Source organism: Pseudomonas sp. 8BK (genome assembly GCF_902506475.1).
Classification (GTDB): domain Bacteria; phylum Pseudomonadota; class Gammaproteobacteria; order Pseudomonadales; family Pseudomonadaceae; genus Aquipseudomonas; species Aquipseudomonas anguilliseptica.
This window is the reverse complement of record NZ_LR733252.1, coordinates 174,139-194,863: the sequence shown is the minus strand read 5'-3', so window position 1 is coordinate 194,863 and position 20,725 is coordinate 174,139. Positions and strand designations below refer to the sequence as shown.

The 20,725-nt window shown below is 61.4% G+C and carries 15 protein-coding genes; 4 read left to right on the top strand and 11 right to left on the bottom strand.

Going from position 1 to position 20,725, the window contains the following annotated elements; all coding sequences use genetic code 11:
* Positions 1-11: 11 nt before the first annotated feature.
* From ACIN8IBEIGE_RS00850 to glnE, 10 genes are all read right to left on the bottom strand, one after another.
* On the bottom strand, positions 12-1,472 hold the full coding sequence (locus tag ACIN8IBEIGE_RS00850; protein ID WP_160012987.1) for a lipopolysaccharide kinase InaA family protein: 1,461 nt from the start codon (positions 1,470-1,472) through the stop codon (positions 12-14).
* On the bottom strand, positions 1,469-2,215 hold the full coding sequence (locus ACIN8IBEIGE_RS00845) for a lipopolysaccharide kinase InaA family protein (protein WP_160012986.1): 747 nt from the start codon (positions 2,213-2,215) through the stop codon (positions 1,469-1,471). The genes ACIN8IBEIGE_RS00850 and ACIN8IBEIGE_RS00845 overlap by 4 nt, the downstream gene beginning before the upstream one ends.
* Positions 2,212-2,946, bottom strand: a complete 735-nt coding sequence (locus tag ACIN8IBEIGE_RS00840; protein WP_160012985.1) for a lipopolysaccharide kinase InaA family protein — start codon at positions 2,944-2,946, stop codon at positions 2,212-2,214. The genes ACIN8IBEIGE_RS00845 and ACIN8IBEIGE_RS00840 overlap by 4 nt, the downstream gene beginning before the upstream one ends.
* Entirely contained in the window at positions 2,946-3,944 is a 999-nt protein-coding gene (locus ACIN8IBEIGE_RS00835) for a glycosyltransferase family 9 protein (RefSeq protein WP_160012984.1), read from the bottom strand. Before ACIN8IBEIGE_RS00835 ends, ACIN8IBEIGE_RS00840 begins: the two co-directional genes overlap by 1 nt.
* Positions 3,945-3,997: 53 nt before the next feature.
* Positions 3,998-4,825, bottom strand: a complete 828-nt coding sequence (rfaP, locus tag ACIN8IBEIGE_RS00830; RefSeq protein ID WP_160012983.1) for a lipopolysaccharide core heptose(I) kinase RfaP — start codon at positions 4,823-4,825, stop codon at positions 3,998-4,000.
* A complete protein-coding gene (locus ACIN8IBEIGE_RS00825; protein WP_160012982.1) occupies positions 4,822-5,943 on the bottom strand; it encodes a glycosyltransferase family 4 protein in 1,122 nt (373 codons plus the stop codon). The genes rfaP and ACIN8IBEIGE_RS00825 overlap by 4 nt, the downstream gene beginning before the upstream one ends.
* On the bottom strand, positions 5,943-6,944 hold the full coding sequence (waaC, locus tag ACIN8IBEIGE_RS00820; protein WP_160012981.1) for a lipopolysaccharide heptosyltransferase I: 1,002 nt from the start codon (positions 6,942-6,944) through the stop codon (positions 5,943-5,945). Before waaC ends, ACIN8IBEIGE_RS00825 begins: the two co-directional genes overlap by 1 nt.
* 1 nt (position 6,945) lies before the next feature.
* A complete protein-coding gene (gene waaF / locus ACIN8IBEIGE_RS00815) occupies positions 6,946-7,980 on the bottom strand; it encodes a lipopolysaccharide heptosyltransferase II (RefSeq protein WP_160012980.1) in 1,035 nt (344 codons plus the stop codon).
* A gap of 124 nt (positions 7,981-8,104) precedes the next feature.
* On the bottom strand, positions 8,105-9,028 hold the full coding sequence (ilvE, locus tag ACIN8IBEIGE_RS00810) for a branched-chain-amino-acid transaminase (RefSeq protein ID WP_090380709.1): 924 nt from the start codon (positions 9,026-9,028) through the stop codon (positions 8,105-8,107).
* Between the two features lie 84 nt (positions 9,029-9,112).
* A complete protein-coding gene (gene glnE, locus ACIN8IBEIGE_RS00805) occupies positions 9,113-12,061 on the bottom strand; it encodes a bifunctional [glutamate--ammonia ligase]-adenylyl-L-tyrosine phosphorylase/[glutamate--ammonia-ligase] adenylyltransferase (RefSeq protein WP_160012979.1) in 2,949 nt (982 codons plus the stop codon).
* Positions 12,062-12,327: 266 nt separating this feature from the next.
* Here glnE and aceE point away from each other — a divergent pair, with 266 nt between their 5' ends.
* Positions 12,328-14,973 (top strand): pyruvate dehydrogenase (acetyl-transferring), homodimeric type, encoded by a 2,646-nt coding sequence (aceE, locus tag ACIN8IBEIGE_RS00800; RefSeq protein WP_160012978.1) that lies wholly within the window; start codon positions 12,328-12,330, stop codon positions 14,971-14,973.
* 11 nt (positions 14,974-14,984) lie between these two features.
* Positions 14,985-16,655 (top strand): dihydrolipoyllysine-residue acetyltransferase, encoded by a 1,671-nt coding sequence (gene aceF, locus ACIN8IBEIGE_RS00795; protein ID WP_160012977.1) that lies wholly within the window; start codon positions 14,985-14,987, stop codon positions 16,653-16,655.
* Between the two features lie 100 nt (positions 16,656-16,755).
* Here aceF and ACIN8IBEIGE_RS00790 read toward each other — a convergent pair whose 3' ends face one another.
* Positions 16,756-17,232 (bottom strand): hypothetical protein, encoded by a 477-nt coding sequence (locus ACIN8IBEIGE_RS00790; RefSeq protein ID WP_256665014.1) that lies wholly within the window; start codon positions 17,230-17,232, stop codon positions 16,756-16,758.
* A gap of 131 nt (positions 17,233-17,363) precedes the next feature.
* Between ACIN8IBEIGE_RS00790 and ACIN8IBEIGE_RS00785 the strand changes: the two genes are divergently transcribed.
* Both ACIN8IBEIGE_RS00785 and msrA read left to right on the top strand, forming a co-directional pair.
* Positions 17,364-20,006 (top strand): bifunctional diguanylate cyclase/phosphodiesterase, encoded by a 2,643-nt coding sequence (locus tag ACIN8IBEIGE_RS00785; RefSeq protein WP_160012975.1) that lies wholly within the window; start codon positions 17,364-17,366, stop codon positions 20,004-20,006.
* Positions 20,007-20,067: 61 nt separating this feature from the next.
* Positions 20,068-20,715, top strand: a complete 648-nt coding sequence (msrA, locus tag ACIN8IBEIGE_RS00780; protein ID WP_160012974.1) for a peptide-methionine (S)-S-oxide reductase MsrA — start codon at positions 20,068-20,070, stop codon at positions 20,713-20,715.
* The last annotated feature ends 10 nt before the right edge of the window (positions 20,716-20,725 follow it).

Here is a 20,725-nt window from a genome sequence, read left to right as displayed (position 1 = left end):
TTGTGCCTCTTTTAGTCTGCTGAGCCGACGACGGGCGTCAGCGGTAAACGTTGGTCGAGCAACTGGTGCAGCGCCGAGTCGGCGGGCCAGTTACGCAGAAAACGGGCGCGGTCGCGGGCATAGGCCCTGGCGAAACTGCGCGCGCTGCGATGCTGCTGCATGGCGTCTAGGTCGATCAGCGACCAGCATGCCAGGCGGTCATCCCAGAACAGATTGTGCCCCTTGAAATCACCGTGACTGATGCGTTCGCGCAACAAGGCAGCGAACAGACGATCAAGAGCCAACAGGTCGCTTTCCGGGGGCGATCCGTCGTGGAATGCCTGAAAACGCGCGATTATATCCTGCCCGCCGCAGTATTCGGTAATCAGGTAGGCACGCCCGCGCAGCCAGCACCAGCGCCGCTCCAGTACGGCCAGTGGCTGTGGTGTGGCGATACCCAGCAACTGCAGGCGATTGCCTTCAACCCAACTGTGCCAGGCACGACTGGGCCGCCAGAACCGCTTGAGCCAGTGAGCCAGGTTCTTCACGTTATAACGCTTGACCACCAGCGGCCGGTCTTGCAGCTGCACTCGCGCCACGGTGGCCGCACCACCGGTTTTGTAGATATGGCCCTGCTCGGTTAGCTGATCCAGATTACTCAACAGCGGCTGCAGTTCGGCCTGCTTGTCGCGGCGAACCACCTGAAGGCCGAAAGCACCGACTTTTGCGGCGAACAGGCTGCAATCGCGGGCGATTTTCTTCAAATAATCGCGCAAACGCCACTGGCGAACTTTTTCCACTTCTTTGAGCAACGCTTCCAGCGGCAGGGCATGTTCGCCGTTCGTCAGCAGGTAATGCACCAGCAGTTCTTCGATAAACGGCGTCATTTCGGCGGGCAGCTGGGCGAAGAACACCCCAAGGTTTTCCAGCACCTTAGCGCGCGACAGCGGTTTACCTGCCGTCTCAACCTGTACACCGCCGCCATCGATAACGAACAGTTGGCCGTTATGGCGCAACAGATTGTCCAAATGCAGATCCTCCTGCCACAACCCGTTGAGGTGCATCTGCGCGATGCTGACCAGTGCATTGGCCAGCACCGACTGCTGATCGGTGCTCAGCAGCGGCTGATGCTCCACCTCACGCCAAGCGTCCCACAAACTTTCGGCACTTTGCAGGTACTCGAACAGCAGCCAGCCGCCCTCGCCTTCACTCAGCCCATCCGCCCAAAGCTGCGGCGTATGCAGCCCCTGCTCAGCGAGCAAGTGCGCACCTTCACGCTCGCGCTGAAAATGCCGCGCAGCCTTGTCGCCGACCAGCAACTTGGCCAGCACCGGCCGGCCGCGCCATTCGGCCTGGGCGACATAGCGCTGCCCGGGCAATACGCGCAGCAGGCGCTGCAGGGTCAGCTCAGCCGAGCCAGCTGCATCGACCAACTCGATGGTCAGCGGCAACTCTGGCTCGCGGCCAGCCTGACTGAGGCCCGCCAAATTCATCGCCGCGCCGCCTTGTAACGCCTGCGGGCACCGAGACGCTCACTCCAGCTGCCGAGATCATCCGTTTCGCCGAGATAGGCCGCCAGCAACACGCCAATCTCAGCCTCGCTCCATACACTGGCGCGGCGCAACAATGGCTCCAGATCCTTTACTCGATCGCGCTGACCGAACAGCAGTGGGCGGGTCTTTTCCAGATCAATCAGCTGTGCATCGAAGCCTTCAGCGGTCTCGCGCAGAAAAATATGCTTGGGGTAAAAGCAGCCATGCATCTGCCCAGCTTGGTGCAGACGCCGCGCCAGATCACCACAGGCCTTGAGAATTGCCACACGACGCCCCTCTTCGAGCGCAACCCAACCGGATAACCAGGCATCCAAATCCTGCCAGCCATCCAGAGCGCGAGTCAGCAGCACAGCACGCCGCTCACCCGGCAATTTGCGCTCGGCAAAAAACGCCGCCTGCAGCGCGGGAATACCCAGCGCCGCATAACGGCGAATATTGCGAAATTCGCGGGCAAAGGTGGGCTCGCCGAAGGGGTGCAACAAGCTGCGGGTCAGGTGGTTGCTTTGGCGCTTGAGGTAAAACGCTGCCTCCCCCAGATCCAGCCGATACACGCTACTCCAGCCACCACGTTCGGTATTGGGCTCATCCACCGCTTCCAGCTGCAGCGCCCATAACGCCTCGAAACTGGTCAGCCCATGCCGTTCAAGCAAGGCGCGATCCTGCGCCGCAATAAAGTCACTCATTCCCTGCCCTCGAAAAACTTCACTATCTGCCGCACCCGCCGCTTATCAGTCGAACCCAGGCGCTCACGCCCGCAATACTGCAAGTAAAAGCGCAGGCGCTGACAGCGTGAAAGCACCTTACTGGCAACCTTATCCAGGCAAGCCAGATCCTTGACGACCCGATAGCTGAGGAGCGGTCCCCACCAGAAAGCACCAGTCGGGCAATCAATCAGAAACAGCTCTGCGCGTTCATTGACCAGCAGGTTGCGCCACTTCAGATCGTTATGGGCAAAGTGGTGATCGTGCAAGATACGGGTAGCTCGCGCCAACTGCGCACTGATAGTCGCCACCCAATGTGGATCGCCAAATCGCGAGTCCTGATGTTTGGCCATATGGGCCATGTCCAGAGTGTTTTCCAGCTCGCGAGTGATCAACGCGCCACGCACAAATGTACCCAAGCGCCGCTCCAACCCATACGCGACAATCGGTGCAGTGGGAATGCCCCACTTGGCGAAGTTTTTCAGGTTCTGCCATTCGGCCTTAACCCGCGGTCGACCGACAAAACGCCGCAACCCCTTGCCGCCACCCCAGTAGCGTTTGACGTAATAACGTACGCCTGCGAACTCAACCAGAATAACTTCTGACAGCGGATCACGGGTCAGGCGTTGCCCCTGCAAGGCAAACACCGCTTGCAGAGAGCCAAACTCATCACTCAACTCCGCGTACTCAGGCGCCAGATTCCAACCTGACATCAGTGCGCCTCGCCCTGCGGCGTCACTACATCGACGGCTGAATAGCACCCTAATGCCTCGAGAATTCGCCCGACCGGAACAAACGGCCGCCAGATATAGTCGCCATCCAGCCACTTGAAGCGAAAACGCGGAGCCAGAACCATACCCTTGGTATTAAACCCCGGTCGCCAAACAAAATTTTCATAGCGCCGCGCAATCGTGAAGGTGCGCAGCCCCATCATCGAACCGAGATGACCACCACCTGAGTCGTTGCTGATTACCGCAGCAACGCCGGCCATATGTGCCATCAACCCGCGTATATCAGCAAAAGTGAACACCGGAAAGCCACTGAAGAAGACTTGCAGTTCTTTGCTCTCAGACGGCAGACCAATAAATTCGGCCTGCCAGCCCTGCTTGCGCAGCGACTGTGCCAAACGTCGAAAGCCGCTCATGGAATAGTTTTTCTTGCTGTGTGGTGACGTGGGGAAAATCAACACCCGATTGCCAGGCTCACGCCGCAGGCTGGGGCAGACCATATCAAGGGAGCTAGCAACCGGAATGCCATAGACCGTCGCCACATAGCGATCAATCCACTCGCGCATGGACAGGCCCGCACGCGACTGCAGACAGAACGGCATGCTAGCGCCCTTGAAACACTGCCCAACCACCGTCACGTTGCGCCCCTGTAAGGGAATATCGCGAGGCAATTTTTTCGCCGTGACATAGGCGATATTATCCCGCGCCAAGCAGCGCTCACGCTCGGCAGGGTCTTTTTTCGCCAGATGGCCAAAGTAGGCAACTACCAGATCGCAATCCCCGGCTAGAGACTGCAGATCAGCCTGCTCTAGAGGTTCAATCCGCAGCCAGGTAAAAAACTCCCGCGCCGAAAACAATGTATTGGAGATGAAGCGCACTTGAGCGCCCGCCTGATGGAACTGCCAGGCTAGATGCAGATACAGGGTCACATCCCCCAGCGCCTTGGGTGGCACCACCGCAACAGTCAAACCCTGGAATTTCATTTCACAGCCCCTTCAAACCCACTCGATACGACAGGCACTTCACATGTCGCCATTTACAGCGCATCTCCATAGCGCTGTTTACGCACATACAACGCGTCCGCCTTGCGCTCAAGCCAGACGAGCAATGAGCGCTCGGCGCTGAGCGTCTGGCGCAGCGGCTGCGGCTGCGGCCCCTTCAGCACAGAAAAATAACCGCGCAGAAAGCGCAGCTTGTCGCGCCGGGTTAGGCCGATATCCAGCACGGAGAAATACAGTGCCGCCAGGTCCTTGTTGCGCCAGCGTAAGGGCAGCTGATTGCGGACTTGAGCGCGGTGCAAGTCGATCACTGACAGGCGGAAGTCGTCCGCGGTGACCGGTTTGTCGGTGTGCAGCAGGAAGTGGCAGATGTAGCAGTCACGGTGGTTGACCCCGGCGCGGTGCATGCTGCCGACCATGTTCGCCACTTCCTTGATCAACGCCCATTTCAGCCGCGGCTCGGGCGATTGCTGGGCCCAGTTCAGGCTCAGTTGTTCGAGGTCGGTAGTCGGCGCCAGCTCTTCGGTGACGATAAACGAATGCTGCGCCGCCGGATTACGACCGCGCTCGCCATAGGCCACAGCGGTCATGGTGGCTACGCCGACGTCAGTCAGACGCTGAATGGCCTCCCACTCCTGGCGCGCACCGAGCACCGGCAGCTTGGCAGTGAGCAGGTTCTTGATGATCTCGCCCCAGCCAATGCCACGGTGGATCTTTACGAAGTAACCGCGCCCATCGACTTCGGTGCGCAGTGTGCGGCGGCCTTCCAGTTCGCGGTACACCTGCCCCTGCAGCGCTTCGACAGCAGCAAAGGCGTCGCGTCCGGCCCACAGGCTTTTAAAGGGTTCAGCCAGTACCAGCTTCATCGACGTGTCGCCAGGATGATGTCGGCCGCGTGCTGCGGCATGGAATGCAGGTCAGCGCTGTCGGCATAGGCCAGGCCGTTTCGGCCCCAGAAAGCACGGCGCTGATCGTCGGCCAGCATATCGGCGAGCAGATGGTTAAGGCGCTCCTGCTCGAACGGGCTGGCCAGCACCCGGCCGGCATCGGCTTCGGCAATGTAGTGGGCGTAGCCGCAGACATCGGTCACCAGCACCGGCAGACCGGAGACTAGCGCCTCCAGCAGCACGGTACCTGTGTTCTCGTTGTAGGCCGGGTGGATCAGCAGATCAGCACCCAGCAGGAAGCGCGGAATGTCGCTGCGCCCCTTGAGAATCTGCACCTGATCGGACACGCCCAGCGCCTTGGCCTGCAGCTGAAAAGCGCGCGGATCGTCCTGACCGATAGCGATCAAGCGGGTGCGTTGTTTCAGCTCTCGCGGCAAAGCGGCCAGGGCTTTGAGACTGCGATCCAGGCCCTTGGTCTTGAAGCCAGAGCCGATCTGCACCAGCAGCAGGTCGCTATCCGCCAGTTTGAATTCGGCACGGAACTCGGCGCGAATCTCGGCGGCATTGGCCGGCGCGCGGCGGTCTGCGGCGATGCCCGGCGGCAGCAGGTGAAAGCGCTGCAGCGGGGTGTGGTAATGCTTGATAAACAACGGCTGCTGCACTTCGGAGATCATCAGAATCTCGGTCTTCGACTCGGGAGCAAACACCGCCCGCTCGTAATCGGCAAAGTGCTTGTAACGGCCCCAACGCTTGTAGATCGGCGCGCGCAGAGTTTGCGCCTTGTCCTCATAGCAGCCATCGGCGGCGTAGTAGACGTCCAGGCCAGGCATCTTGTTGAAGCCGATCAGCCTATCCACCGGGCGCCTGACCAGGTCAGCCTCGACCCAGGCGGTGAGCTTTTCATTGCGCTTGTGGTTGAACAGCGCCTTGACCGGCACCACCACCACCTCAAAACCTGCCGGCACTTCACCTTCCCAGATCGGTGTGTAGACGCGAATGGCATGACCGCGCGCCTGACATTCCAGAGCTATGCGCATAAAGTCGCGCTGCAGGCCGCCGAACGGGAAGTATTTGTAGAGAATAAACGCGAGCTGCATCAGACAACGTCCTCGGCCAGCAACAGGGCCTGCAATTGTGTGGCCACACGCTCGGCATCCAGGCCGTCAAAACAGGGTTTGTGGCGATCACCCGAGCCGGCATTCGGCCCCGTGGCGCACAGATGAACCTGACCACGCCCATAGGCACCGACGCGCCCTGGCAGGGTCGGGCCGTACAGGGAAATACTCGGTACATCCAGCGCGGCAGCCAGATGGCCCAGCCCAGTGTCCACCGCCACGCAGGCACTGGCACCGGCGATTACCTTGGCCACGCCTGCAAGATTTAATTTGGGCAGCACCGCCGCATTTTCAATACCGGCGGCGATCCGCCCGGCACGGGCTTTCTCGGTTTCATTGCCCCAGGGCAGGCGCACCGCCCAACCCTGTGCACTCATCTGCTCGGCCAGCGCTCGCCAGTCGGCCTCCGGCCAATGCTTGCTGGGCCAGGTGGTGCCATGCAGAAACAGCAAATAGGGTTGCGGCGACTGATCCGCCAGCTGCGCGCGATTGAGGCCGTAGTCGCCTACACCGGCCGGAAGCGCATAACCCAGTGCCTGGGCGAATAACTGGCGGGTACGTTCAAGAGCATGTTGCTCGCGCGGCACGGCATATACGTGATCATAGAAGCGGCTGGCCAGCGGCTCACGCGCGGAGTCGCGGTCCAACCCGGCAATCGGCGCTTTGACGTAGCGGGTCAACCAGGCGCTTTTCAGCAGGCCCTGGGCCTCGATCACCAGGTCGTACTGGGTTTCACCAAGCCGCTGCTTGAAACGCTTCCACTCACCGCTCTTGAACGTCTGCCAGATGTGCTTGCGCCAACGGCGGATGGCCACAGGGATCACCTGCGCCACCGCTGGATGCCAGGCCGGTATCTCGGCGAAGCCCTCTTCCACCACCCAGTCAAACTGGATGCCGGGGATCGCCCGCGCCGCGTCGGTGAGCGCTGGCAGAGTGTGCACCACATCGCCCAGCGAGGAGGTTTTGATCAACAGTACCCGCAAGCTATTCAACCTCAACCGGGTCGCTGACCAGGCGATCCAGCGCCTCGATCACCGGGCGCGGCTTGAGCTGGCCCAGACAGTTGTAATGACCGAAGCGGCAAGTACGGTCGAAGCACGGGCTGCACTCCAGACCCAGGCGGACGATTTCCACCTGCTCGGCCAGCGGCGGGGTAAAGCCTGGCGAAGTCGAACCGTAGACCGCCACCAGTGGGCGATTCAGCGCAGCCGCCACATGCATCAGGCCAGAGTCGTTGGACACTACAGTACCGGCGCAGGACAGCAGGTCAATCGCTTCAGCCAGGCTGGTTTCGCCAGCCAGGTTCACCGATTCCTCGCGCAAGCCAGGAATCAGCCGACTGCGGATGTCTTCGCCGACCGGGTGATCGTTTTTCGAGCCGAATATCCACACCTGCCAGCCGGCACGGATCTTCAGCTCTGCAACCTTGGCGTAATGTTCGCTCGGCCAGCGCTTGGCTTCACCAAACTCGGCCCCTGGGCACAGCGCCAATACCGGACGATCCAGGCTCAGACCGAACTTGGCCATGGCGGCGTCGCGGCTCTGCGCGTCGATCCGCAAGGCTGGGCGCGGATAAGGCTGCGGCAGCTCGGCACCTGGTTCGAAGGCCAGCGCCATAAAGCGCTCGATCATAAGCGGGTAGCGTTGTTTATCCAGCGTGCGGATGTCGTTGAGCAGACCGTAGCGCATCTCACCCTTCCAGCCGGTGCGCTTGGGGATACAGGCGAAAAACGGCACCAGCGCCGACTTCAGCGAGTTGGGCAGGAGAATCGCCTGATCGTACTGGCCGGCTAGGGACTTGCCGATCCTGCGCCGCGTCGCCAGTTCGAGCACGCCATGACCGAGCGGAAAGCTCAGGGCCTGACGCACTTCGGGCATGCGTTCGAGAATCGGCCGACTCCACTCGGGGGCCAGCACATCGATTGCACAGCCGGGGTGACGCTGTTGCAGACACTGGAACAGTGTCTGCGCCATCACCATGTCACCGACCCAGCTGGGCCCAACGATCAGTATTTTCATGCCAGTTCCAAAAACGACCAAGGAGGCTTTCGCCTCCCGGACAGACTCAACGTTCGACTATCAACCGAGCCTGCATCGCGTGATGGGTATCGCTGTGCTCAACCCATCCTACGAAGCAGGCTGCTTATTTGACCAGCGTGCGCCACTCAGCGTGGGCATCGGTTTTACCCGTCACCAGGTCAAAGTAGGCAGTTTGCAGTTTCTCGGTGATCGGGCCACGGCGGCCTGCGCCGATCTGCCGACCATCGACTTCACGGATCGGCGTGACTTCGGCGGCGGTGCCGGTAAAGAAGGCCTCATCAGCGATATACACCTCATCGCGGGTGATGCGCTTCTCGACCACCTCAAGACCATGCTCGGCGGCCAGGGTCAAAACCGTGTTACGAGTAATGCCATTCAGACAGGATGTCACTTCAGGGGTGTAGATCACACCGTTCTTGACCAGGAAGATGTTCTCGCCCGAGCCTTCGGCCACGTAGCCTTCCGGATCCAGCAACAGCGCTTCGTCGGCGCCACCGGAGATGGCTTCCTGCAGGGCCAGCATCGAGTTGATGTAATTGCCGTTGGCCTTGGCGCGGGTCATCGAGATATTGACGTGGTGGCGGGTAAAGGAGCTGGTGCGCACCTTGATCCCTACCTGCAGGGCTTCGTCGCCCATATAGGCACCCCAGCTCCAGGCTGCAACGATCACCTGGGTTTTCAGGCCACTGGCACGCAGGCCCATCGCTTCAGATCCGTAGAACACCATTGGGCGGATGTAAGCACTTTCCAGGTTGTTCTCCCGCACGGCGGCGCGGGTGGCTTCGTTGATTTCGTCTTTGCTGAACGGAATCTTCATACCCATGATGTGGGCCGAGTCGAACAGGCGGTCGGTATGCGCTTGCAGGCGGAAGATCGCCGTGCCTTGCGGGGTGTTGTAGGCGCGCACGCCTTCAAACACGCCCATGCCGTAGTGCAGGGTATGGGTCAGCACGTGGGTGGTCGCATTGCGCCACGGCACCAGCTCGCCGTCATACCAGATCACGCCATCACGATCGGCCATCGACATAGTTGCCTGCTCCTCAAACTCGATTGCTACAACATTGGCCGGCCACCTGGGTGCCCGACATCCTCAAATTCAGCTCAGCCCACTTCAGCTCAAGCCCAGCTCCTGCCAGATACGCATCACCGTGCGCCGCTCATCGGCAAACTGCTCGCCGCTGACCACCCCAGGCTGCTTTTGCAGGGCCTGGCGGTGCGCCGCTGAGCGGTAGGCCTTGTAGATATCCTGCAGCAAGCGGGCATCTTCGCCCGGTAGCAAGCCGACCCGCTCCAGCCCTTCCAGAATGCGAATATTGTCAGTGAACTCAAGCAATTCCGGGTACTGGCGCGACCAGGCCAGGGCCGCGTATTGCACCATAAATTCAATATCGACGATACCTCCGGCGTCCTGCTTGAGGTCGAACGGTGCCGTGGCCTCAAAGGCATTTGCCGCCGTGCCGGCCGCCGTGGCCTTGCTGCCGAGGTTTTCGCGCATTTTCGCGCGCATCTCGCTGACCTCAGTGCGCAGGGTTGCCAGGTCGCGCTCACGACCCAATACCCCGGCGCGCACCACTTCGAACGCCTTGCCGACCCGCGCACAACCGACCAGCACCCGCGCCCGTACCAACGCCTGATGCTCCCAGGTCCAGGCTTCGCCCTGCTGGTAGCGCTCGAAGGCGCCCAGCGAGCTGACCAGCAGCCCCGCCGCGCCGGAAGGCCGCAGGCGCATATCGACTTCGTAGAGCTGGCCGGAGTTGGTCTGCGTGGTCAGCAGGTGAATGATGCGCTGGCCCAACCGATTGAAAAACTGCGCGCCGTCGATGGACTTTTCACCATCGGTTTCCGCGTGCGGGTCGCCATCGTGGATAAACACCAGGTCGAGGTCAGAGCCATGGCCCAGCTCGATGCCGCCGACCTTGCCGTAACCGACGATAACGAAGTCCGGATCACAAGTGCTGCCGTCAGCGCGGCGCGGCGCACCGTATTTGCTCACCGTATGGCGCCAGGCCAGGGCCAGCACCTGATCGAGAATCGCCTCGGCCAGCCAGGTCAGGTAGTCGCTGACTTTCATCAGCGGCAGGGTGCCGGCGATTTCCGAGGCGGCCACACGCAGCCGGTGCGCCAGTTTGAAGTGACGCAGCGCCTCCATTTGCTGCTCCAGATCCTCTTCGGGAATACGCATTAGCCGCTCACGCAGCTCGGCGGCCAGCTCCGGCGCCAGTGGCGGCTTGAACAGCCGCCCTTCATTAAGCAGCTCATCAAGTAGCAGCGGAAAGCGGGTGATCTGCTCGGCAATCCATGGGCTGGCAGCGCACAGCGTCAGCAGGCGCTGCAAGGCGCTGGGGTTTTCCGTGAGCAGCACCAGATAAGCCGAACGCCGCGCCACCGCTTCGATCAACGGCAGCACACGCTCCAGCACCAGATCCGGATTTTCATGCTCCACCGCTTGCGCCAGCAGGCGCGGAATAAAGGCATCCAGGCGTTCGCGACCAAGGCGCTGCATGGCGCGCACCTGATTGCCATTGCGCAGCCCGGCCAGGCGCTGCCAGGCCGATTGCGGCTCGGCAAAGCCCGCTTCGGCCAGCTGCCGGCACGCGGCCTCTTCGTCCTGCACGTCCTCCCAGAGCGGCAGCCATTCACAGCCCACAGCCTCTTCGACCGACTCGCCGCCATCCTCTTCATCGGGATCGGCGATCACCTGACGGAAGTGCCAGTCAACCCGACCACGCCAGTGCATCAGCTGATCGTGGAACGCCTGCCAACTGTCGAAGCCCATGATAAAGGCCACCCGCGCACGATCCTGATCATTGTCCGGGAGCATCTGCGTCTGCCGATCATCGATGGCTTGCAGCGCGTGCTCGGCATACCGCAGGAAGGCATAACCATCGCGCAGCTCATCGGTCACCGCCGCCGGCAGGTAGCCCTGATCGCGCAGGGTATTGAGCACCGCAAACAGCGAACGCTGCTGCAGGCTGAGGTCGCGACCGCCGTGAATCAACTGGAAGGCCTGGGCGATAAATTCCACTTCGCGGATGCCGCCAGCGCCCAGCTTGATGTTCTCGGCCATGCCCTTGCGCCGCACTTCCTGCTGAATCAGCTGCTTCATCGCGCGCAGCGCTTCAATTGCCGAGAAGTCCAGATAACGCCGATAGACGAAGGGCCGCAACATCTCCAGCAACTGCGCGCCGGCGACTTGATCACCACCAACTACCCGCGCCTTGATCATCGCGTAGCGTTCCCAGTCGCGGCCCTGGTCCTGGTAGTACTGCTCCAGCGCGTTAAAGCTGAACACCAGCGCACCGCTTGAGCCGTAGGGGCGCAGACGCATATCGGTACGGAAGACAAAGCCGTCGACGGTGATCACATCCAGCGCCTTGATCAGCCTCTGGCCGAGACGGATAAAGAACTCCTGATTATCCAGCGGACGCTTCACCCCTTCGGTCTCGCCACCTTCGGGATAGCCGAAGATCAGGTCGATATCCGAGGACAGATTCAGCTCATGGGCGCCCAACTTGCCCATGCCGAGAATGACCATATGCTGCGCCTGACCGCTACGCCGGCCGATGGGCGTACCGAACTGCGTGCAATGGCGTGGGTAGAGCCACTGATAAGCCAGGTCGATACAGGCATCAGCCAGATCGGAAAGGTCGCGGCAGGTTTCGATCAGGTCGGCCTGGCGACTGATATCGCGCCAGATAATCCGCAGCTGCTGACGGTTGCGGTAACGCCGCAAGCGCCGCCCCAGCTCGTCGTCATCGGCGCACTCTTCCAGCGCCTGGGCCAATTGGCCGCGCAACTCGCCCGCCCCGAGACTGCGCTCCAGCTCACCACTGGCGGCCAGATCGAGCAGCATCTGCGGATCGCGCAGGCCCTGCTGCACCACGAAATCACTGGCCGCGCCCACCCGCGGCAACGCCTCCAGTCGCTCACGCGGCCAACCTGCAAAAGCCGCTGCCGCCTCGCTAGAGAGCCCGGCAAATGCGTGCTGCAGGGACTGTTCGGCGCGCAGTGCGAGGGGGGTCAAGGCAGCGGGCAAAGAGGCCAGCGCGGGCAGGCTCATGGTCTATCCTTTTTAGCGGTCTGCCAGTGCAGCGATCATGGATGGCACCACCCACGCTAGAGCGGGTCGAATCACTGGCAGAAAAATAATTGTAGTTTTACTACCAAAGATTGTATCCAAAAGGCTGAAATCGGCGTCGGAATGTAGTAAAACTACACGCAGCCGGTCCTACCCCCGGTCAATCCAAGAATTCACGCGGCCACTCACGAAGTCGGCCACGAAACCTGGCCTCCGATTCTGGAAGCCTTTCCGCCCTGGAGCAAGCCATGCAAGACCTCGATCCCGTCGAAACCCAGGAATGGCTGGACGCCCTTGAGTCCGTCCTCGATAACGAGGGTGAAGACCGCGCACATTACCTGATGACCCGTATGGGCGAGCTGGCCACCCGTAGTGGTTCACAGCTGCCGTATGCGATCACCACGCCGTACCGCAACACCATCCCGCTGACCCACGAAGCACGCATGCCTGGCGACCTGTTTATGGAACGCCGCATTCGCTCGCTGGTGCGCTGGAACGCGTTGGCCATGGTAATGCGCACCAACCTAAAAGATTCGGACCTGGGCGGCCACATCTCCAGCTTCGCGTCCTCGGCGACCCTGTATGACATCGGCTTCAACTACTTCTTCCAGGCTCCCACCGAGGAGCATGGCGGCGACCTGATCTTCTTCCAGGGCCATGCCTCGCCGGGCGTTTACGCCCGCGCCTTTATGGAAGGCCGCATCACTGAAGAGCAGATGAACAACTTCCGTCAGGAAGTCGATGGCAAGGGCCTGTCGTCCTATCCGCACCCGTGGCTGATGCCGGACTTCTGGCAGTTCCCGACTGTATCCATGGGCCTGGGCCCGATTCAGGCGATCTACCAGGCACGTTTCATGAAGTACCTGGAAGCACGCGGCTTTATCCCGGCCGGCAAGCAGAAGGTCTGGTGCTTTATGGGCGACGGCGAGTGCGACGAGCCGGAATCCCTCGGCGCGATCTCCCTGGCTGGCCGCGAGAAGCTGGACAACCTGATCTTCGTCATCAACTGCAACCTGCAGCGCCTCGACGGCCCGGTACGCGGTAACGGCAAGATCATTCAGGAACTCGAAGGCGTGTTCCGTGGCGGTGGCTGGAACGTCAACAAGGTGGTCTGGGGCCGTTTCTGGGACCCACTGCTGGCCAAGGACGTCGACGGCATCCTACAGCGCCGCATGGACGAAGTCATCGACGGCGAATACCAGAACTACAAGGCCAAGGACGGCGCGTTCGTCCGTGAGCACTTCTTCAACTCGCCAGAACTCAAGGCCATGGTTGCCGATCTGTCCGACGACGAGATCTGGAAGCTCAACCGTGGCGGCCACGACCCGTACAAGGTCTATGCAGCCTACCACCAGGCGGTCAACCACAAAGAGCAGCCAACCGTGATCCTGGCCAAGACCGTCAAGGGTTATGGCACCGGCGCCGGTGAAGCGAAGAACACCGCGCACAACACCAAGAAGGTCGATGTCGACAGCCTCAAGCAGTTCCGCGACCGCTTCGACATTCCGGTCAAGGACGAAGAGCTGGAAAACCTGCCGTTCCTCAAGCCGGAAGAAGGCAGCGCTGAGGCCCGCTACCTGAGCGAGCGCCGCGCCGCCCTAGGTGGTTTCGTGCCACAGCGCCGCGCCAAAAGCTTCAGCATCCCGACGCCGCCGCTGGACACCCTCAAGGCCATCCTCGATGGCTCGGGCGACCGTGAAATCTCCACCACCATGGCCTTCGTGCGTATCCTCGCGCAGCTGGTCAAGGACAAGGACATCGGCTCGCGCATCGTGCCGATCATCCCGGACGAAGCGCGGACCTTCGGTATGGAAGGCATGTTCCGCCAGCTCGGCATCTACTCCTCGGTCGGCCAGTTGTATGAGCCGGTGGATAAAGACCAGGTGATGTTCTACCGCGAGGACAAGAAAGGTCAGATCCTTGAAGAAGGCATCAACGAGGCTGGCGCCATGAGCTCCTTCATTGCCGCCGGTACTTCGTACAGCAGCCATAACCAGCCGATGCTGCCGTTCTACATCTTCTATTCGATGTTCGGCTTCCAGCGCATCGGTGACCTGGCCTGGGCCGCTGGCGACAGCCGCACCCGTGGCTTCCTGATCGGCGGTACCGCCGGCCGCACCACGCTCAACGGCGAAGGCCTGCAGCACGAGGACGGCCACAGCCACATGCTGGCGGCAACCATCCCGAACTGCCGCACCTATGATCCGACCTACGGCTACGAGCTGGCGGTGATCATTCAGGACGGCATGAAGAAGATGACCGAACAGCAACAGGACGTTTTCTACTACATCACCGTGATGAACGAGTCGTACCAGCAGCCTGCCATGCCGGCCGGCGTCGAGGACGGCATCATCAAGGGCATGTACCTGCTTGAAGAGGACAAGAAGGAAGCCGCGCACCACGTGCAGCTCCTCGGCTCCGGCACCATCCTGCGTGAAGTGCGCGAAGCGGCGAAGATCCTGCGTGACGAGTTCAACGTCGCTGCTGACGTGTGGAGCGTTACCAGCTTCAACGAACTGCGCCGTGACGGCCTGGCCGTGGAACGCAGCAATCGCCTGCACCCGGGCCAGAAGCCCAAGCAGACCTACGTGGAAGAGTGCCTGAGCGGCCGCAAAGGTCCGGTCATCGCCTCCACCGACTATATGAAGCTGTTCGCCGAACAGATTCGTCAGTGGGTGCCGAGCAAGGAATTCAAGGTGCTGGGCACCGACGGCTTCGGCCGCAGCGACAGCCGCAAGAAGCTGCGCCACTTCTTCGAAGTGGACCGCAACTGGGTTGTTTTGGCTGCCCTGGAAGCCCTCGCCGACCGTGGTGATATCGAACCGAAGGTGGTGGCCGAGGCCATCGTCAAGTTCGGCATCAACCCGGAAAAACTCAACCCACTGGACTGCTAAGGAGCGAAACGATGAGTGAATTGATTCGCGTACCCGACATCGGTGGTGGTGAGGGTGAAGTAATCGAACTGATGGTCAAGGTCGGTGATCGCATCGAAGCCGACCAGAGTGTGCTGACCCTGGAATCGGACAAGGCCAGTATGGAAATTCCCGCGCCGAAAGGCGGCGTGGTGAAAAGCCTGAAAGTGAAGCTGGGCGACCGCCTGAAAGAAGGCGACGAGCTGTTTGAGCTGGAAGCCGAAGGCGCTGCCCAAGCACCAGCCGCGCCTGCTGCGGCACCGGCAGAAGCACCCAAAGCAACTGCAACTGCAACTGCAGCTCCCGCTCCAGCCGCCGCACCTGCGCCAGCCGTGCAGGCCAGCAGCAGCGTGCAGGACGTGCATGTACCGGACATCGGCTCGGACGGCAAAGCCAAGGTCATCGAAATCCTGATCAAGGTCGGCGATAGCGTCGAAGCCGATCAGTCGCTGATCACCCTGGAGTCGGACAAGGCCAGCATGGAAATCCCTTCGCCGGCTGCCGGCGTGGTGGAAAGCATCAGCGTCAAACTGGAAGACGAAGTCGGCACCGGTGATTTCATCCTCAAGCTGAAAGTGACCGGCGCTGCTGCTCCGGCCGCCGCACCTGCCGCTGCTGCACCAACTGCAGCAAGCGATGTGCATAAGGTTCCGGCCGGTGCGCATCCAGCGGTCGCCGCCGAAGTCAGCGCAATTGCCTCCCTGGCAGCCGCCGCTGCCAGCGTTGCCGCAGCGCCCAAGCGTGACGGCGCCAAGGTGCATGCCGGCCCGGCTGTACGCCTGCTGGCGCGCGAGTTTGGTGTCGAGCTGTCTGCCGTACCGGGCACAGGACCGAAAGGCCGCGTGCTCAAAGAGGACGTGCAGGCTTACGTCAAAGCGATGATGCAGAAGGCCAAGGAAGCACCGGCCGCTGGTGCAACCGGTGGTGCCGGTATCCCGCCGATCCCGGTGGTGGACTTCAGCAAGTTTGGTGAAATCGAAGAAGTGGCGATGACCCGCCTGATGCAGGTCGGCGCCAACAACCTGCATCGCAGCTGGCTCAACGTGCCGCACGTGACCCAGTTCGACTCGGCCGATATCACCGAGCTGGAAGCCTTCCGCGTCGCGCAGAAAGCCGTGGCGGAAAAGGCTGGGGTCAAGCTCACCGTGCTGCCGCTGCTGCTCAAGGCCTGCGCCTTCCTGCTCAAGGAATTGCCGGACTTCAACAGCTCACTGGCGCCGAGTGGCAAAGCGATCATCCGCAAGAAATACGTGCACATCGGCTTTGCCGTGGACACCCCGGATGGCCTGCTGGTCCCGGTAATCAAGAACGTCGATCAGAAGAGCCTGCTGCAACTGGCTGCCGAAGCCGCCGCACTGGCGGAGAAGGCGCGCACCAAGAAGCTGTCGGCCGACGATATGCAGGGCGCCTGCTTCACCATCTCCAGCCTCGGCCACATTGGCGGCACCGGCTTTACGCCGATCGTCAACGCGCCGGAAGTGGCGATCCTCGGTGTCAGCAAGGCGACCATCCAGCCGGTCTGGGATGGCAAGGCCTTCCAGCCCAAGCTGATGCTGCCGCTGTCGCTGTCCTACGACCACCGGGTGATCAACGGTGCCGCCGCGGCGCGCTTCACCAAGCGCCTGGGTGACGTACTGGCGGACATCCGCACCATGCTGCTGTAACGCATCAACTTTCGAGCAGCCACGCTCGTACCCTCGACCCCGCCTCTTTCGGCGGGGTTTTTTTTAGGCCTGCGGTAGCGGCAAAAGGTGCGGAAGGCGATCAGCCTTTCTGCAGATTACGGATCAGAAAGCTCAGGGCCTTGGCCAGTTCGGCGGCCCCCTTGTGATCACGCACGATGGTCAGCATTGGGCTGCCATCGTTGGGGTTGCGCAGCACACAGCTGATGCCGCTGGCCGGGCATTCGTAACGCACGAAAGGATCGACACCAAACAGCGGCACCCGCTGGTTGCGCACGGCAATATCGGTGCCCTGCTGACCACGGGTTTCTTCGCGTAGCAACAGCTCGCCGGACTCGCCCTGGCGCAGCTGATAAAGCAGGTCCTGGCGCTGCGCCTGACCGACCTGATAGGCGGCGCGCAGGGCGTAGGTTTTCAGCAGATCATTGCAATGCGCCAACAACGCCTGGCGGTCATTCTGGGTCAGATAAAGGCGTTTCAATTCGAGCAGATAATTGCCCTGTTCGGCACTGCTCAAACCCGTGTCAGGCTCAGCGGCGAACACCGGTGAGATGGCCATACAGCTGCTTAGCAGCACTGCGGATATTAGTTTTCTTGTCAGTCGCAATTGCATGATGCACCCTTACCCGACGCTATAAATGAAGTGAGTCGATTGCCGCTTCGATCAGCATACTGGAAGCCAGCCACCGAATGAAAAGCCATCCCGATGCCGCAAGTCGTTTAGCGGCCGAGGTTGTGACGCAGTTGCCAGTGCCTTCGCGCCTTGGCTTACTACGTTTCGAGCGCTTGAATGAGGCCAGCTGGGCTCTGCTGTACCTCGACGCGGGCTGCGAAGAACAGTTTGGCCTGCCCGCTCACGAACTCTGCTCCCTGCTTGATGCGCCCTACGCCAGCCTGATGGAACCCGCGGTTCGCCACCAACTGCACGACAACATCGCGCAGCAGCTGGCCGACCGTCGCCACTACAGCGTGCAGTACTGCCTGCACACCCCACGCGGCAGCCTGACGTTGATGGAAGTGGGCGAAGCCTTCAAGCAACGCGGCCGCCACCTGCTACGCGGCTATCTGCTGGTGATGAACGAGCAGAGCGCTCCTTCGCCACAAACCCTCGAGCTATACCAGCGCAGCCAGGCCGAGCTGCAAGCGCAACAGCAACGTACACAGGCCCAGCAACAGTTGATCGTCACCCTCGCGCGCCATCATTACGGCGACAGCGATCCCTTGCGTGAAGCCGCCGAGCTGATCAGCAAAAGCGCCTGCGAGCTGTATGGCGTCAGCCGCGTCGGCATCTGGAACCTCAATCAACATGTGCTGCAATCGGTGGCCCTGTACCAACAGGAGCAGGGCCGGCATATCGACCAGGCCGACATTGATGCCAGCGCCTACCCCGCCTACCTGCAGGCATTGCACAGCGGCCGCGCCCTGGACGCGCATGACGCACACCAGGACCCACGCACCTGCGAGCTGAGCAGCAGCTACCTGCAGCCCATGGGCATCACCGCCATGCTCGATGCCAGTATCCGCATCGCGGGCGAAGTGGTGGGCGTGCTGTGCCTGGAGCATATCGGCACGCCGCGCACCTGGCAGGCCGACGAAATCGCCTTTGCCGGCGAACTGGCCGACCAGTACGCCCAGGTGCTGACCAACCAGCAACGCCGCTCGGCAACCAATGCCCTGTACCTGTTCCAGCGCGCCGTCGAGCAGAGCTCCAGCGCCTTTATCCTGCTCAATCGCGACGGCCTGGTGGAGTACGTCAACCCGAGCTTTACCGCCATCACGCTGTACAGCGCCAGCGAAGTCCAGGGCCGCCGCCTGTCAGAAATCCCCGCCCTGGAGAACCTCAGCGACCTGCTGTTCGATGCCCGCTCCAGCCTGGCCGAACACAACAGCTGGCAAGGTGAATTCAAGAGCCGGCGGAAAAACCTCGACCCTTACTGGGGTCAGTTGTCGCTGTCCAAGGTACACGCCGACGATGGCAGCCTGACTCACTACATCGGCATCTACGAAGACGTTACCGCGAACAAACAGGCGCAACAGCACATCGAGCGCCTGGCCTTTCGCGACAACCTGACCGGGCTGGGCAACCGCTACGCCTTTATCCGTTCGCTGGAAAACCACTTCAGCGAACACCCAGGCAAACCGATCAGCCTGCTGCTGGTGGATATCGACAACTTCAAGCGGATCAACGACAGCCTCGGCCACCAGACTGGCGACAAACTGCTGGTCAGCCTGGCGCGCCGTTTGCGCAACACCCTGCCCCCTAGCAGCGTGCTGGCGCGCTTTGCCAGCAACGAGTTTGCCGTGCTGCTCGACGCCAATCAGGCCGACAGCCAGCTGGTAGCGCAGAAGCTGCTGCACACCCTGGACAAGCCGCTGTTTGTCGACAACCAGCTGATCAGCGTCACCGGCTCCATCGGCCTGGGCTGTGCGCCCGAACATGGCGATGATCCGCAGACCCTGATGAAGCACACTGGTCTGGCCCTGCATAAAGCCAAGGCCAACGGCAAAAACCAGCTGCAGGTGTTTACCGATGCGCTGAACGCCGAAGCGCACTACAAGCTGTTCGTCGAGAGCAACCTGCGCCGCGCGCTGATGCAGAACGAGCTGGAGGTGTTCTACCAGCCCAAGCTGTGCCTGAAGAGTGGCCGGCTGCTGGGCCTGGAAGCGCTGCTGCGTTGGCATCACCCGGACAAGGGCATGATCAGCCCGGACAAATTTATCAGCGTGGCGGAAGAAACCGGGCTGATCATCCCCATAGGCAAATGGGTCACGCGCCAGGCCTGCCGCATGAGCAAGCAACTGATCGCTGTCGGCCACACACCGCTGCAAATGGCGATCAACCTGTCGCCCAAACAGTTCTCCGACCCGGACCTGGTTGGCGAGATCGCCGCCATCCTTAATGAGGAACAGCTCGACCCGGCCCTGCTCGAGCTAGAGTTGACCGAAAGCCTGCTGCTGGAAGCCACCGATGACACCCGCCATCAGCTCAGCCGCCTGAAAAGCCTGGGCCTGACACTGGCCATGGACGACTTCGGCACTGGCTACTCCTCGCTCAGCTACCTGAAGAAATTCCCCATCGACGTAATCAAGATCGATCGCAGCTTTATCAAGGACATCCCGGAGAATCAGGACGACATGGAAATCACCTCGGCAGTGATCGCCATGGCGCACAACCTGAAACTCAAGGTGGTAGCTGAAGGTATCGAGACAGCCGCGCAGCTGAATTTTCTCCGGCGCCAGCAATGCGATATCGGCCAGGGCTACCTGTTCGACAAACCCATCGCCAGCCGCGACCTGCTGGAAAGCCTCAGGCGCTATCCCAACCGAGGCTAGCTGTAACAAGCCTGGCTTCTAAAGGTCTATGACACACATGCTTCTGCTGAGGAAATGGCTCATGGTTCTGCGTTCGCAAATTCTCGCCCACAAACTCGAACTGCCCAGCGCCGAGCAGGCACTGCCTGGCCGTGCCGAAGCGATGGCAGTGCCCATCGCACACTTCGTCAATGGCAATGCCTTGCAGGGCCCATTCCCCGAGGGGCTTGAGCAGGCGGTATTCGCCATGGGTTGTTTCTGGGGCGCCGAACGGCGCTTCTGGCAACAACCGGGCGTGTGGAGCACGGCGGTCGGCTATGCCGGCGGCCATACGCCAAACCCAACCTATGACGAAACCTGCTCGGGCCTGACCGGCCACACCGAAGTGGTGCTGGTGGTATTCGACCCACAGGTCACCAGCTACGCCGCACTGCTGAAAGTGTTCTGGGAGGCGCACAACCCAACCCAGGGCATGCGCCAGGGCAACGACATCGGCAGCCAGTACCGTTCGGCGATTTACTGCTACGGCGCCGAACAGCTGGCCGCCGCGCAGAACAGCCAGGCGCAGTTCCAGGCGGAGTTGAGCAAGGCCGGTTACGGCGCCATTACCACCGAAGTACGCGAGGCCCCGCCGTTCTACTACGCTGAGGCTTATCACCAGCAGTACCTGGCGAAGAACCCCGGCGGCTATTGTGGCCTGGGCGGAACGGGAACCTGCCTGCCGGGCTGATAGAGAGGGG